The 15,294-nt window shown below is 71.2% G+C and carries 9 protein-coding genes; 4 read left to right on the top strand and 5 right to left on the bottom strand.

Features of this window, described 5'->3' with window-relative positions; translation table 11 throughout:
• Positions 1-270: 270 nt before the first annotated feature.
• The gene (locus tag OG798_RS06400) at positions 271-1,698 is read left to right on the top strand and encodes an RICIN domain-containing protein (protein WP_328756539.1); all 1,428 of its coding nucleotides are present in this window, start codon (positions 271-273) and stop codon (positions 1,696-1,698) included.
• A gap of 92 nt (positions 1,699-1,790) precedes the next feature.
• Entirely contained in the window at positions 1,791-3,230 is a 1,440-nt protein-coding gene (locus OG798_RS06395; protein ID WP_328756537.1) for a hydrolase, read from the top strand.
• Between the two features lie 59 nt (positions 3,231-3,289).
• Here OG798_RS06395 and OG798_RS06390 read toward each other — a convergent pair whose 3' ends face one another.
• Positions 3,290-4,510 carry an RNA-guided endonuclease InsQ/TnpB family protein gene (locus tag OG798_RS06390; protein ID WP_328756534.1) on the bottom strand — a complete coding sequence of 407 codons (1,221 nt, stop codon included), beginning with the start codon at positions 4,508-4,510 and terminating at the stop codon, positions 3,290-3,292.
• A gap of 17 nt (positions 4,511-4,527) precedes the next feature.
• On the opposite strand from OG798_RS06390, the gene OG798_RS06385 reads away from it, so the two are divergent.
• The gene (locus OG798_RS06385; protein WP_328756532.1) at positions 4,528-4,734 is read left to right on the top strand and encodes an Arc family DNA-binding protein; all 207 of its coding nucleotides are present in this window, start codon (positions 4,528-4,530) and stop codon (positions 4,732-4,734) included.
• A gap of 98 nt (positions 4,735-4,832) precedes the next feature.
• Here OG798_RS06385 and OG798_RS06380 read toward each other — a convergent pair whose 3' ends face one another.
• The 3 genes from OG798_RS06380 to OG798_RS06370 all read right to left on the bottom strand — a co-directional run bounded on the left by OG798_RS06380 (position 4,833) and on the right by OG798_RS06370 (position 8,441).
• On the bottom strand, positions 4,833-6,881 hold the full coding sequence (locus tag OG798_RS06380; protein ID WP_121418663.1) for an ATP-binding protein: 2,049 nt from the start codon (positions 6,879-6,881) through the stop codon (positions 4,833-4,835).
• A 44-nt stretch (positions 6,882-6,925) separates the two neighbouring features.
• Positions 6,926-7,645: a DUF4255 domain-containing protein gene (locus OG798_RS06375; RefSeq protein WP_121417474.1), complete on the bottom strand. Its 720-nt coding sequence runs from the start codon at positions 7,643-7,645 to the stop codon at positions 6,926-6,928.
• A 133-nt stretch (positions 7,646-7,778) separates the two neighbouring features.
• Complete coding sequence (locus OG798_RS06370; protein WP_095856661.1) at positions 7,779-8,441, bottom strand: helix-turn-helix transcriptional regulator; 663 nt, start codon at positions 8,439-8,441, stop codon at positions 7,779-7,781.
• 189 nt (positions 8,442-8,630) lie between these two features.
• On the opposite strand from OG798_RS06370, the gene OG798_RS06365 reads away from it, so the two are divergent.
• Positions 8,631-11,465 (top strand): AAA family ATPase, encoded by a 2,835-nt coding sequence (locus OG798_RS06365; protein ID WP_328756529.1) that lies wholly within the window; start codon positions 8,631-8,633, stop codon positions 11,463-11,465.
• A gap of 12 nt (positions 11,466-11,477) precedes the next feature.
• On the opposite strand, the gene OG798_RS06360 is transcribed toward OG798_RS06365, so the two are convergent.
• A complete protein-coding gene (locus OG798_RS06360) occupies positions 11,478-15,248 on the bottom strand; it encodes a hypothetical protein (RefSeq protein ID WP_328756527.1) in 3,771 nt (1,256 codons plus the stop codon).
• Between the last annotated feature and the right edge of the window lie 46 nt (positions 15,249-15,294).

The raw sequence follows: 15,294 nt of genomic DNA, 5'->3' as shown, positions 1-15,294 counted from the left end.
CCTGCACCGTCTGCCTCCTCGGCCGTCCGCGTGTGGTCCGCCGAGCGCACGGTCACACAACTCACCAGGAGAATGATGCGAGCGCCCTCCGTCCGGCCCGCAAGGTCATGGGGGACCTGTTCGGGAGCAGACCTGGTGCCCGAATGGGCCACGCAGCGGGTCCGCGTGACGTCTGGCGCTCCGTCCGGGTGCCGTGGCAGGGGACTTCCGGGCAGCGTTTCTGCCCTCTGGTCTCCTGACCGGAGCCGGTCGTCCTCATAGCGTCGACGGGTGAGCCTTTGGACTTCGCTGGAGCCTGCCTCCAGCACTGTGGATCCCGGTGGCAGCACCAAGGTGCGGTTGCGTTTGCGCAACACCGGTGACGTGGTGGATGAGTACCGGTTCGAGCCGGTGGGTGATGTGGCGCCGTGGACGGTGGTGGAGCCGCAGACGCTGCGGTTGTATCCGGGGACGACGGGGACGGTGGAGTTGACGTTCTCGCCACCCCGTTCTCCCGACGCGGTGGCGGGTCCGAATCCGTTTGCGGTGCGGATCACGCCGACGGAGCATCCGGAGGCCACGACGGTTCCGGAGGGGAATCTGACGATCACGCCGTTCACGGAGGTGCGGGCGGAGTTGGTGCCGCCGACGGTGAAGGGGCGTTTTCGTGGGCGGCCGAAGCTGGCGGTGGACAATCTGGGCAATACGAGGCTGACGGCGTCGATCAGTGGCAGTGACAACGGCGATCATCTGTCGTACGACATTCATCCCAGCAATGTGCAGATCGAGCCGGGTCGTGCGGCGTTCGTGAAGGCGACGTTGAAGCCGCGGCAGATCATCTGGTTCGGGTCGAAGGAGCAGCGGCCGTACACGCTGGCGATTCAGCGTTCGGGTATGGGGCCGCAGCCGGTGGAGGGTACGTATGTGCAGCGCGGGTTCCTGCCGCGTTGGCTTGCCACGTTCTTGGGTGTGTTCATGGCGCTCGCGATCACGTTCGTGATGCTGTGGATCGCGTACAAGCCCTCCGTGCGCACGTCCGCCACGGAGAAGCTCCAGGAAGCCGGCATCAGCACGCTCCCGGCACCCACCCCGTCCTTGTCGCAGGCGCCGAGTTCCGCGCCGGCGGACGTCCCGGCGGCTCCGTCCCAGCCGCAGCAGACGCCCGAGAGCGGTGGTGGTGGAGGGGGCGGCGGCGGAGCGGAGGCCAGTCCCAAGGCGACGAAGAAGACAGCGACCGGGCCGCTGCCCGCGAACAACATCGTGCTCAGGAACCCCACGACCAAGAAGTGCGCCGACATCCCGGGCTACGACAAGGGTTTGGTGAACGGCCCGGTCAGGGAGTTCACCTGCGACGGCACCACCCATGACAACCAGCTCTGGAACCTCGAAGTGCGCGAGAAGGGCGGCGGTCCCGAGAAGTCGGACCTCTTCCAGATCCGCAACGTCAAGGACCAGATGTGCATGGACCTGCCGGACTACGGCGCCAAGCCCGCACAGACGGGTGTGTTCGAGTTCCAGTGCGACGGCACGACCGCCGACAACCAGCTGTGGTGGATCGACAAACAGGACGACGGCCACTACTGGATCCGCAACTACTCCAGCAATCACCTGTGCCTGGACGTCGCCGGCTTCAGCACCGGTGGCAACGACACCCCGCTCACCATCTACTACTGCAGCAAGACCGACGACCAGGAATGGGACATCGTCCACCCGTCCTGACCCACAAAGGGCAGTGCGCCGCAGCTCTTTGGGCAGCCCTCATGCCCCGACGCTTGCTGACGGGAGCGACACCCCGGCCATAGCGTCGACGGGTGAGCCTTTGGACTTCGCTGGAGCCTGCCTCCAGCACTGTGGATCCCGGTGGCAGCACCAAGGTGCGGTTGCGTTTGCGCAACACCGGTGACGTGGTGGATGAGTACCGGTTCGAGCCGGTGGGTGATGTGGCGCCGTGGACGGTGGTGGAGCCGCAGACGCTGCGGCTCTATCCGGGGACGACGGGGACGGTGGAGTTGACGTTCTCGCCACCCCGTTCTCCCGACGCGGTGGCGGGTCCGAATCCGTTTGCGGTGCGGATCACGCCGACGGAGCATCCGGAGGCCACGACGGTTCCGGAGGGGAATCTGACGATCACGCCGTTCACGGAGGTGCGGGCGGAGTTGGTGCCGCCGACGGTGAAGGGGCGTTTTCGTGGGCGGCCGAAGCTGGCGGTGGACAATCTGGGCAATACGAGGCTGACGGCGTCGATCAGTGGCAGTGACAACGGCGATCATCTGTCGTACGACATCCATCCCAGCAATGTGCAGATCGAGCCGGGTCGTGCGGCGTTCGTGAAGGCGACGTTGAAGCCGCGGCAGATCATCTGGTTCGGGTCGAAGGAGCAGCGGCCGTACACGCTGGCGATCCAGCGTTCGGGTATAGGGCCGCAGCCGGTGGAGGGTACGTATGTGCAGCGCGGGTTCCTGCCGCGTTGGCTTGCCACGTTCTTGGGTGTGTTCATGGCGCTCGCGATCACGTTCGTGATGCTGTGGATCGCGTACAAGCCCTCCGTGCGCACGTCCGCCACGGAGAAGCTCCAGGAAGCCGGCATCAGCACGCTCCCGCCCAGCCCCTCGGCCTCCGTCGCGCCACCCACGCCTCCCTCACCCAGCGCCCAGGCCCCGGTCGTGCCCTCGGCGCCCGAGACACAGGCCGCGAGCGGTTCCGGCGGGGGCGGCGGAGGCTCGACCGAGACCAAGCCGAAGGAGTCGGCCACACCACAGGAGGAGACGGCGGCGACCGCCGTGGCGCAACTGGCCGCACAGGACCCCGGACGGCACATCTGCTACCGGGCCTATCTGACGGACAAGGGCTGGACCAAACCGGTGTGCGACGGTGCCATGGCCGGCACGGTGGGTCAGAACCGCCCGATCAAGTCACTCAACCTCGCCACGTCCGACACCGGCGGCACCGCTGCCACCGCCTTCGTCTACTACCCCCAGTCGACCGACGGCAAGGGGCACTACAACGGGCCGTGGAAGGGCGTGGTCGACGGCACCGACCTCTACATCGGCAGCACCAAGAAGGACGACCCGTACATGCTGGGCTTCGCCATGAACGTCGGCGAGAGCAAGAGCGTCGTCTGCCAGACCGCGCACGTCCACAACGAGGGCTGGCACGGCCTGGGTTGCGACGAGCCCGGCGGGGACAACTACATCTTCGGCGGGACCCTGAGCAACCTGCTCTGGCTCGCGGCCGTCAAGTTCACCGTTTGACTGCTCCCCTCCCTGAAGGGAGGGATTCCTTCCTTCAGGGCTGAGCGGGGATTCCTGGCTCAGGCTGCCTCTGGGAGCAGCGCTCCCGGTGGTCTTACACCCTCGACACCAGCCGGGTTCAGACCTGCCCGGACGAGCATCACGCGGGCGGAGTTCTTGTCCCTGGGGGAGACGACTCCGCATGCGGTGCAGGTGTAGGTGCGTTCGGACAACGGCAGTGCGTGCTTGGTTCTCGCTCCGCACGATGCGCAGTCCATGGTGGTGTGCGCGGGATGCACGAGACGGATGTCCCGTCCGTGCTTGCGGCCCATCTCGATCAGAGCCTTCTTCGTGGCGCCGATCGCGGCGTCCGCCGCCTTGGGCGCCATCGAGGACCTGGCAAGAAACTTCGGCCTGAAGTCCTCGACAGCGATGGCGTCGTGGTCGGTCACGACCTTCTTCGCCCATTTGCGGCCGGCATCCTGGCGCTGCCGGGCGATCTTCGCGTAGGTCTTCGCCCGCCACTTCTTCGCCTCGCGGTAGCCCTTCGAGGCGGCCTGCCCCTTCTTCGGCCGGCGGCGGGCCATCATCCGGTCGTAACGCGTCAGCCGGGTCTGCGCCTTGCGGCCGTGCTGGGCGTGCGGCAGGTCGTGGGCGTTGGAGGTGGTGGTCGCGGTCTGCTTCACGCCCCAGTCCACGCCGAGCACCCGGCCGGTCTTCGGCAGCGGCCGCACCTCGGCGGGAACCACGAACGAGCAGTACCAGTGCCCGACACTGTCCCGGTATACACGCACCGAGGAGGGCTCACCCGGCAGGCTGCGCGACCACACCACCGACAGCACGATCCCACCTGCCACATGCAGGCGGCCGTCCTTCAGCCGGAACCCGCGCCGGGTGTAGTTCAGCGTCGGCAACGCCTCGCGCTTCTTCTTCCACCCCGGCATACCAGCCCGCTGCCGCTGAGGCAGGCCCTCCCGAATGTCCTTGTGCGCCTTCGCGCGGGACCTGCCGAAGTCCCGGATCAGCTGTTGCTGAGGAACCGAGCTGCCCTCACGCAGCCACGACGTACGCTCCCGCGCCCCGGTCAGCATCCGGTCGAGCTGCGCCGGGCCACAGGTCCGCTTCTCCCCCGTGGTTTTGTTGTGCAGGTGGACCGCCTTGGACTTGGCGACGCACTCGTTCCAGATCCACCGGCACCGGTCCCACTCCGCCTCCAGCGCGGTACGGGCACTCGACGACACGCGAAGCCGGTAGGTGTACCGGGCGTACCCGGCCCCATCGGCTTCACCGGGTGTCGTCATGGTGCCACCGTAGCGTGATGATTCGTTTCTCACTCCGGATCCCGGCAGACCTACACGAACAGGTGACCGCTCAGGCCGCTGCGGACCGGCGGTCCCTCAACTCCGAGATCCTGCACCTCCTGGAGGCCGCCCTCACCGCTCTCCGGCCGGACGCCGGATCGCCCAGCGGCGATCCGGCTTCCCCTGCCCCGCTCCGCGGGAAACCGGATTCCTCCCCGGCCTGAAGACCAGGGCATCCTCCGGGAATCCCGGTGAAGCGACCCTGCCCGGCCGACAGTCGTCGGCCGGGCAGCGTCGTCTGCGTGAGCAGCCGGGCGAGGAGCTACCAGGTGCCCTCGCCCGGCACCAGCCGGCCCGCCTTCCGGTACTCGCGGCGCGCGCCGTCCAGGAGGTCGGCCGTGTCGACCGGCGCACCGCGGCCGGCGGCGCCGTAGGCGGCCGTGACCACGGCGCTGCGGATCGAACCACCGGCCAGCTCGAAGTCACGGGCGACGGCCCCCGGATCGGTGTCCTCGGCGCACGGCACATGGGTCAGGGCGTGCTGCCACAGGGCCAGCCGCTGGCCGGCGTCCGGGAACGGGAAGTCGATCACGAGGTCGAGACGGCGGGTGAACGCCTCGTCGATGTTGGCGCGCAGATTGGTCGTGAGCAGCGCGATGCCGTCGAAGGACTCCAGCCGCTGGAGCAGATAGGAGCTCTCCATGTTGGCGTACCTGTCGTGCGAGTCCTTGACCTCGGACCGCTTGCCGAACACGGAGTCCGCCTCGTCGAAGAGGAGCACGGCGTCGGTGCGGTCCGCCTCCGTGAAGATGCGTTCCAGGTTCTTCTCCGTCTCGCCGACGTACTTGTCGACGATCGAGGAGAGCTGTACGACGTAGAGGTCGAGGCCGAGTTCGGCGGCCACGACCTCCGCGGACAGGGTCTTGCCGGTGCCGGAATCACCCGCGAAGAGGCCGAGGACGCCCCGGCCCCGCCCGCCGCCCGCGCTCAGCCGCCAGTCGCCGAGCACCTGGTCACGGTGGCGGGCGCGCAATGCCAACTCGTGCAGTTGCACCAGCGGTTTGTCGGGCAGGACGAGATCCTCCCAGCCGACGTCCGGACGGATCCGGCGGGCGTGCCGCTCCAGCCCGGAGGCGGACTGCTGCCGGGCGGCCAGCCGCAGATGAGCGGGGGTCAGCGCGGTACCTTCGAACACGGCGAGGCGCTGCGCGGCACGAGCGGCGCGCAGGATCCGGTCACCACCGAGCCGGTACGGCGCGACCACCGGGGCGAGGTCGAAGCCGGGGGCGGGTTCCGGTACGGGTGCGACCTGAGCGGAAGTCTCGCTGTCGACCCCGGTGCCGAGCGCCACCGCCCACGCGTCCACCGCTCCTGAACGCAGGCGGGGCGCGTCCAGGACGAGCGGATCGCGATGGTCGCACCAGTGCGGATCGTACGGACGCGGATCGGTGAACAGCACGGACACGTCGTCCACCGCCAGCGCCCGCATCAACGGGGCGGGATCCTCCGGCAGCGGCGACACGACGATCGCGCAGTCACGCAGCCGGGCCTCGCGGAGCAGGTCGGCGATCGGCTCCTGCCCGGCGGTCCTGTCCGGAGCGAAGTGGAGCGCCTCCTGCCCCGATACGTCGCGCAGCGCGCCCGCGGCACAGGCGAGACCGTCTCCCGCCCGGTGTTCGCGCAGATAGACGGTGAGCGGGGCGGCCGCCAGCCGGTCGGCGAGCCTGCGCAGGAAGACCTCGTCGTACTGCTCGCCCCGCACCGGCGCCCGGAGCCGGTGGACATGGCCGGTCAGCGCGGCGTCCAGGGTCTCGTCGCCCAGCAGGTGCGCGATGAGCCGGTCGGGTACGCGCAACGACCTGCTCAGAAAAGGGCGTTCGGGTTCCTCGACGACGATCAGGCCCAGTGCGGGCAGCGGTGCCGAGGGATGGAACCGGGCCCGTGCCTCGGCACGGTGTGCCGGAAGTCCGCACAGGTCGAGCGCGAGCCCGGTGGTGGCCCGGCGGCGGCTGACGTCGTCGTTGAGGTAGCCGTACAGCGGCTCGAAGGTACGGTCGAGGTCCGGGGCCAGCGCGATGAGCAGGATCCGGACGTCCAGCTCGGTCAGCCCGAGCCGCCCGGCCAGCAGATCCAGCCGGTCGCCCCGCTCGGAGCCCCAGTTCTCGGGAGCGGGGTCCTGACCGGCCGGCTCCAGCAGATGCCGTACCGCGTCCTCGGACAGATACAGGCCGCGCAGCGGGTCGGCCGCGGTGGGATCGGTCGCGCTGCGGTGTTCGACCAGCAGCGCCACCTGCTCGCGGAGCCGGGACACCCGGAGCAGGAGCGCGTCGGCCGATCCCTCGAAGGCGGTGGCGGGTGAAGTGTCGTCGATGGACGACGAGGTGTCGGTGGCGGCCGACGCCGGGACGTGCGGGGTCACTTCGCTCGCTTCTCTCCGTTTCGATCCTCCGCGACCGGGTGGTCCCCGGCCGGGAGCTCCGTGCCCGGGGCCGTGTCGGCCGCGGTCGTGGAGGTCAAGTGCCGTGCCCGGTGCCGCCGTTCGGGCGAGCCCTCCAGGGTTCCGTCCATCCCGCGTACGCGCACGCCCGCGCCCTCCGTGACCGGCGGCCCGGCGTCGTACTCCGGGAACGACGGGAACGGCGCGGTCACCACCAGATCCAGCGACGGCTTCAACTCGCCGCCGAGCGCGGACCAGATCTCCGCGAGGGACCGGGACTCGGTGTGCAGATTCGCCACCGAGAGCGGCACGGACAGCCCCAGTGCTGCCAGCGCGTCGGGCAGTGCGTGCGGGGGCAGGATCTCGTGCGGGAGCAGTGTCGCCAACACCGCCGACAGCAGCCGGTGTTCGTCCTGCGGCTGCTTGGTCCAGGCCGTCACGAGATACGACAGCCGGAACCAGCGGGGCGGCTGGCGGCGGCGCAGCACGATGCCGCGTTCGTCCCGCACGGCCATGGCGCCGCGCTCACGACGCCGCACGTCCTCACGGATGTCGTACAAGTAGGCGTTGATGGCGGGCGCGTTGCGGCGGGCGGCCCACTCGCGGCTCGGCGCGTCGAAGGCGACCTCGATGCCGGAACCGGCCAGCGCACCGCTCCTGAGCAGCCCTTTGAGGACCTCGTCCACCTCGTGAATCACCGTCGTGCTCCCGCCGTGCCGTCACGTCCTGCCGCGTACCAGCCGTGGGCCGGCTGGGTACCCGCTCTGTACCCGTCTGCTGTGATCCGCTCGGTACCTCGCTCGGCAGGCCCCGTGCGAACGATCGGCCGCCTCAGATGTAGCCTTCCCTGAGCGCATAGGCCACGGCGTGGGCGCGATTGCGCAGATGGAGCCGGGTGGTCAGTCCGTGCATCACGTTCTTGACGGTACGTTCGGAGTAGGAGAGCTTGCTCGCTATCTCCCCGGTGTCCAGCCCCTCGGCGACGAGCCTCAGTACATCGATTTCGCGCGGCACCAGGCCGGAGAGCGGAACTCCGGTCTGGCCGGATGCGGTGCGCTGGAGCGATCCCACCTGAGTGATGAGGCGTCCCAGCAGATCCGCCGGCAGATCCCCGTCGCCCCGCGCGGCCGCGAGCACAGCCTGTACCAACCGGTGCGCACTGGCCTCGTGGCGCCAGACGATGGCCCCGACACCGCACTCGATGACGTCGAGCAGCTCGGCCTCGCGGATCGCGTTCACCACCAGCACGGCACGCGCCCCGTCGCTGCGTACGAGTCGGCGCAGCCGGGACAGCGTGGTCTCGTCCGGTCCCTCGTTGACCAGGACGGCCACGGTGCCGGGCCCGGCCTCCGCGCTGTCGAGGAGGTCGATCACCGGGTGCTGCGCCAACTGGCTGCGCACCCCGGCCCGGGAGATCGGGTCGGGTGCCTGGACCACCACCGGTATGCGGTTTCCGGAATCCACCGCACCGGTGTCGGCGGGCCGCTGTGACACGCCTGCGTCAGTGGTCCGTAATGAACTGCGCAACCGCTTCTCCCAAATCCACGTGCTGGTCGCCCCTGTGGCGCCAGTGGCCGAAGAGCTTGTCCCAGACTTCTGTGCTTGGCGTGCCTCGCGCAATCGTGGAGGACCACGAGACGTACCACGAGATGGATCATGAAACGTCCCCGACAGGAGACATCGATGGGCGAGACCGAGGCGCTGTGTGAACGACGGGAGGCGCTCGAGCTGGTGGCCGCCGAGGCGGACCGCGCCTGCGCCGGGTCCGGCCGTCTGGTGCTGCTCAAAGGGGCCACCGGCACGGGGCGCACCGCCCTCCTGGAGGCCGTCACCGAGCAGGCGGCGGCCCGTGGCATGCGGGTGCTGCGGACCCGCTGCTCGCCCGACGGCGAGGCCGGGGAGTTCGCGGCGGTCCTCCAACTCCTGTCATCGGGGGGCGAATACGACGCCGGAACCAAGCTGTTTCCGGACATTTTCGACGACAATCCGCACCATTGGTCATACGCCGAACACCTGTGGAGGCGGCTGCGCTCCCACGCCGCCGACGCCCCACTGCTGCTGGCGGTGGACGACGTCCACTGCGCCGACGAACCCTCGCGCCGCTGGCTCGTCGACGTCGCCCGGCGGATCGACGCACTGCCCGTCCTCCTGGTGGCGACCGAGCGCAGCCAGTACGACATCGACCCGCCGTCCGCCGGTCTGGCACACGCGCTCTCGCCCACCCTGGTGCGCACCCACACCCTCGCCCCGCTGAGCGCGAACGCGGCGGCGCAGCTGATCCGTTCGGACGTCGACGCCGCCACGCCCGCCTGGGTGGACGACTGCGTCCGGGCCGGCGCGGGCAGCCCCCTGCTGCTGCGCGCCCTGCTCGACGACCTCCGTACACAGGAACCGGACGGCGCGCCCCCGAGGCCCGTGCCGGACACCTGTGCCGCCCTCTACCCGGGTGCCTATCCGGCCGCCGTCTCCTGGTGGCTGGACAGCGCCGGAGAGGCGACGGCGAGGATGGCCCGCGCCCTCGCGGCGCTGGACGCGGACGTGTGGGAGGAGGGCCACGCGGAGGAGTTCGCCGAACTGCTCGCCGAGACGGCCGGCGCGGACCCCGCCCGGGTGCCCGGCTGGCTGACCGCCATGACCCGCCTCGGCCTGCTGCGGCCCGATCCCGACGGGCGGCCGCGCTTCGCCCACCCGCTGCTGCGGGACGCGGTGCTCAGCGGCTGGCCCGCCGTCCGGCGGCAGGCGGCCCACCGTACGGCGGCCGAAGTGATGCTGGGCCGTGGCGACCGCGCCGAAGCGGTGGCCGGACAACTGCTGAGGACCCAGGCCGTGGGCGCGGCCTGGGCCACCGTGGCGCTGCAGGACGCCGCGTCCGTGGCGGTGCGGGACGACAGGCCCGACGACGCCGTGTCGTATCTGCGTCGTGCGCTGGACGAGCCGCTGACGCCCGCCCGCCGGACCATGGTCCTCACCGAGCTGGGCTCCCTGGAGTTCGCCGCCGCCCGCTCCTCGGCCGGGATACCGCGGCTGACCGAGGCGACCCGGCTGCCGGGCATGCCGCAGGACCGGGTACGGGCGGCCGTGGCCCTGGGCACCGTACTGGCCCGGCGCGGCAAGGCGCGCGCCGCGATGGACGTCCTGCGCGACCTGGACGAGCAACTGACCGACCATCCGGACCTGACACGGCTGCTGCAGACCGCCTCGGCGCTGCTGTCGGACCACGACCAGGGCATCCGTCAGGAGGCGTACCGCTGGCTGCACGGTGCCGCCGAGCGGTCCCCGGAGCTGGTCGGAACCGCAGGTCAGGCCCTTCTGGTCCGCTACGACGCGACGGCCGGACTGATCTCCGCAGCCACGGCCATGAAGCGGATCCACGCCCTGCTGGACGAACCGAGCGACGCGCTCGCCGAACCCTTCCTGCTGGGTACGGCCGCCGCCGTCGCGCAATGGGCCGACGAACTCGCGGAGGCCGAGGGGCTGGTACGCCGGGGACTGGACCGGCAGAGCCCGTCCCTGTTGCACCCCATGCACCTGGCGCTGCTCAACGTACGGGCGGACATCGCCGCGACGCGCGGACAGTACGCCGATCTGCTCGCCGAACCGGCGGCCTGGCAGGTCACCGAAGCCACCCGGCGCCGGCCCGCTCCGGCCAACGCGCACGCACACGCCGTGATCGCCCTGGTCGAGACGGGCCGCACCGAAGAGGCCGCCCGCCTCGCGGACAGCTTCGCCCTGGGCGACGCCCACGACTCCTGGGAACTCAACCGATTCCTCTACGCGCGGGGCGTGTTGCGGTCCGCGCAGGGCGATCACGCCGGCGCGCTCGACGACTTCCTGGAATGCGGCCGCCGGCAGACGGCACGGGACGTGGTGAGCCCCGTGGTCACGCCCTGGCGGACCGCGGCGGCCGAGTGCCGCAGCGCGCTGGGCCGTCCGCAGGAGGCCCTCACGCTGGCCCGTGAAGAACTGCGACTCGCCCAGGTGTGGGACACCCCCCGGCTGGTGGGCCGGGCGCTGCGCGGACTCGCCACCGCGACCGGGGGCCGTCGCGGTCTGGAACTCGCCGACCGTGCCGTACGCATCCTGCGGGACGCGTCCGTACAGACCGAGCTGATCCCCGCCCTGATCGGACAGGGGCGTCAGCTCGTCGCGGCGGGGGACCGGAGCCGGGCCCGCGACGCGCTGCGCGAGGCGGCCGAGCACGCCGAACGGCTGGGCGCGGTACGGATGCGGGCGCTGGCCGAGGAGGTTCTCCCCGAAGGCCGCTCCCGCGGCTCGGCGACCGCGCTCACCGGATGGGAGGCGCTGACCGGCAGTGAACGCCGGATCGCCGCCCTCGCGGCCGACGGGCGGACGAACGCCGAGATAGCCGAACTCCTGCACCTGGCCCGACGCACCGTCGAGACCCATCTGACCAGCGCCTACCGCAAGCTGGGCATCCGCCGCAGGACGGAGCTCACCGCGGTCATCGGCGAGCGGCCGGCGGATCCGGCGGAGCCGGTGGAGGAGCCGGGCGGCTGACACGCCCCCGCATCAGGACGTGAGGCGGCCGTCCGGGTCGTGGAGCTTGGTGTGGTTGGACGGGTCCTGGAGCATACGGCGGGCCACGGGCGCCGGGATCCGCACGACCACCGGAGTGGGGACGGTGAAGTCCCGTACGGCGACGGAGGGGGCCCCGGAGCGGCCCCGGCTGCTCACCCGGGCCACCACCCGCACGTCCAGGGTGAACTGCACCAGCGTCGCCTCGAACTTGGGCTTGTGCAGAGGCATCGAGCCGGACCCGTGGGCGGAGGTGTCGGTGGCGCCGCCGACCTGGTCGACGTTGCCGAGGAGCTGGTTCATCCGGAACTCGTCCGCGTTGAGCACACCGGCGCCGCCCAGTCCCCGTACCGACTTGTTGTGCTCCACCGCCTGTTGGTGGTCCGTACCCGTGGGCCGGGGCGCGTCCAGGGCGCTCTTCGCCACCGTCTCGAAGGTCATCTTGTCGCCGACGCCCAGCACGCGGCCTGCGCGCAGCCGGGCGTGCAGTGAGGTCCGCAGATCCTGCCCCTGCGCCCCGGAGGCGTGCACGACGGGAAGGTCGACCCCCGCCGCGGTGAGCAGGGGCAGGGCGGAGATCAGCCACTCGGTGGACACCGCCTCGCGCTGCGCGTACGCCGCCGCGTCGCCCGTCCTGCGGTAGCGCTCCCCGCCGTGCGCGGCCCGTACCGCGTCGTCGATCACCCGGCGGATCTCGGGAGCGCCGCGGAACCCGTTGACCTGTGCCTCCATCGGCAGGCTCACCCCGCGGCCGTGCCAGGGCCCCAGTCGGCTCGCTTCGGCGTCGTCCTGCCGCAGGAACGCCTGTCCCGCCTCCGCGCGCGGCACGGGCCGCAGCCGGGACAGTGCCTCGAGGTCCTTGACCAGAATGCGGTGGACCAGGGACTGGCCGCCGAGGATGGCGAGGCCCACCCGCCCACGGGACGAGTGCAGTTCGAGGGTCGCCTCGATCGGCACCCGCATTCTGACGGAACGCGCGGAGGCCTCGGCGACGGTCTTCATGCCGAGCTGACCGCGCCCCACGGTGGCCGACTTCGTGACCTCGCTGACGCCGACGCCGAGCCCGCCGGAGCCGCCGACGCTCTTGAGCGGACCACCGCCGCCCTCCGGCTTGCCCGCACCGGCCACGACCCCCTCGACGGTCCGCGTGTCGCTCGTCTCGCGGGTGTCCGCCCGCTGTGCGGCGGCCGAGGTGATGTACTCCATGTCGCGGCCGTCCTTCGCCTCGCCCTCGGACGTGCCCTGCCGGGTGCGGCGTACGCGGAACACGGCCCAGTACGGTGTGTTGCGCCCGCGGAAGAGTTCGACGGGCACCCCGCCGTCCATGGCCCCCGAGAGCAGTCCGGCCGACCCGTCCCGGTCCAGGACGCGCAGCAGCCGCTGCATGTTGTCGTGCGGATCGGCCAGTTGCTGCTTCGGCAGCAGTTCGTCGGCGAGAGACCGGTCACGCCGCCCGACGTCGGCGCGCAGCCGCTCGAGCAGGGGAACGAAGTCGGGCAGTTCCTCGATCATGCCGAAGCCGAGCGGCAGCTCCTGGGCGAGGGCGGGCGCCGCCGGGGCGGTCGTGCTCGACGACTCCCCGCTCCGGGACGCCTCGGTCTGCTCCTGGGTGGCCTTCCCCTTGCCCTTGGATTCCTTGCCCTTGGATTCCTTGCCCTTGGATTCCTGGTCCTTGGACTCCGTACCCCGGCGTGCGGACTCCTCCTGCGAGGACGTCCGCAGGGCGGCCCCGGGAACGCGCAGGCCCGCCGCCGCCACCTGCTCCTGGGTGAGCCAGACGGCGGCCGCGGCGGGCAGCGTCCGCTCGCCCTTCGCGACGTACGGGCCGCCTCCCGTGACCTTGACCTCGCTGACCATCCGGACCACCAGATCGCAGTGGACCAGGTAGAGGGGCCGGGAGCGCGGAGTGTGGGCGTTGCGCTCGACGGTGCCGCTCAGCGTCGTCGCCGTCGCCGCGCTCCGGCCCAGGCTCCGGCCGGCCGACACGCCCTCGCCCAGCCGCCAGCCGGCGCCGTTCTCCGATCCGAGGGCGCCGCCCTGCACGGTCGTGGAGGTACCGCTGCCCTCCTGCCCGGTCATCTGGTGGCCGCCGAGCAGGAACGTCTCGGTACCCGCCCCGGTGCCCTCCGCGACCACCTCCGGGTTGGTGAGGGCGAACCGGGTGCCGATCGCGCCGTTGAGCGCGTGGAGCCTGCGCGGGTACTGCAGGTTCTTCACCACCCACCCGGAGGACACCGCCTGGCGCAGCGCCGAGGTGATGGCCTGGGGACTGAAGCGTTCCTCGATCGCCAGCCGCGGCGCCAGACCCTCCGTCTGCAGCGCGAGGTCCTCCCGCAGTTGCCGATTACGGCTCGCGGCCCGCGACAGGAGCTCGAAGGCGAGGTCCCGGACCGGTCCACCACCTCCGACGGTCTCCACCAGCGTCCAGTCCCGGACCGCCCGGCCCGCGATCGAGCGCGGCGCCATGGTCGACAGATCGCCGATGCCCGACGCGTTGAACTGCCGCTGCGGCGGCGCCAGTGCGGCGGTGCGCCTGCCGGTCCTGGCCGTCAGCCGGTCCTTCCCGGCGGTGTCCAGGGTGAACGCGGTCGGGGTGAGCAGCCGTACGTCCTGCTCGGCCAGGTCGAGCGCCTCGGTGTCTGCGGTCGAGGCGATGCGCACGGCGTCGGGTGCGTCCCGCCCCGGCATGCCTGGGGTGAGGGCACGTTTGGCGGTCCGCTCCCGTGTCGTCATGGTGACGTCCACATCCAGGCGCAGGGCGCCGCCGAACGCGCCGGTGTTCTCACCGCCGTTGGTGAGCACGTCGGAGCGTGTCGCCGGGCCCGCCTGGTTGCGCCGGGTGCTCTGCCGGGTCCGTTCGCCGCGCACCGTGGCGGACAGGGCACCGGGGATCAGCCGGAACTGGCCGAGCGCCAGTCCGCCGATCGACCGTGAACTGGACCGCCCGCTCTGCGAGTTGCTGGTGACGCCGCTGTGGCTGCGCACCAGCCAGTCCTTCGTCTCCCCCTGGTAGCCCGTCTCGCGCAGGGCGCCGACGACCTTGATCTGCACGTCGTGCGCGTGCCATCGGCTCTTGCGCCGCATCCGGACCCGGATCCCGGAGGAGAGCAACTGGTCCTTGTTGACCCGCAGGTTGGTCTCCGAGAGTACGGTGATCAGCTCGCGGTAGTTGCGCCGCTGCACCTCGCCCTCCTCGCGGCTCACCTCGGTCCCCGCCCCCGCGCCGAACGCGGGCAGATAGCCCGCGAGTCGCTGGTCGGTGGCGAAGAGCCGCTCGATGCCGGAGAGCAGGGGAGCGGTGTCCAACTGGCTGATCGCCACGCTCGACCCCATGGCTCCGAACGGCAGATGGCGCTCGTTGCCCGGACCGGCCGACGACCCGGCCCCGTCCCGTGACTCCTTCCCTTGCCGCCGGTCGAGCTTCTTCCCGTCCGCGTCCGTTCCCGGCTCCCTGATCATGGAGCCCGCCGTGACGCCTTCGGGCAGTTCGAGACCCAGCGACCGGGCCTCGTCGGCGCGCAGACCGACCCACACATCCATCGAGTGCTGGGCCGCGCGGGCCCCGGAGCGCACCTTCATGGCGGGGGAGAGCGGTCCGGTGCCCTCGACGCTGAACCGCACCTTGCCGAAGTAGAGCACCTTGTCGCCCCTGACCTCGGCGCCCTGACGACTCGACACCGTCTGCTCGGCCACCGTGAACCGCGCTTTGCGCGCGCCGGCCGTGGGCATGACCGTCGCGCGCACCGCGGCGGCGTTGCCCAGCACGCCGAACCCCGCCGCCGGGCCCGCGCCGAAGGTCCCCCCCTCGACC

The sequence above is a fragment of the Streptomyces sp. NBC_00271 genome (assembly GCF_036178845.1).
In the GTDB taxonomy this organism is placed as follows: domain Bacteria; phylum Actinomycetota; class Actinomycetes; order Streptomycetales; family Streptomycetaceae; genus Streptomyces.
Note: the sequence above shows the minus strand (reverse complement) of the source record. Positions and strands in the feature narration are given on the sequence as shown.

Bases quoted from the DNA above. Each gene is read 5' to 3' on its own strand.
- OG798_RS06390 (WP_328756534.1), bottom strand. From the start codon at position 4,510: ATGACGACACCCGGTGAAGCCGATGGGGCCGGGTACGCCCGGTACACC.
- OG798_RS06385 (WP_328756532.1), top strand. From the start codon at position 4,528: ATGATTCGTTTCTCACTCCGGATCCCGGCAGACCTACACGAACAGGTG.
- OG798_RS06365 (WP_328756529.1), top strand. From the start codon at position 8,631: ATGGGCGAGACCGAGGCGCTGTGTGAACGACGGGAGGCGCTCGAGCTG.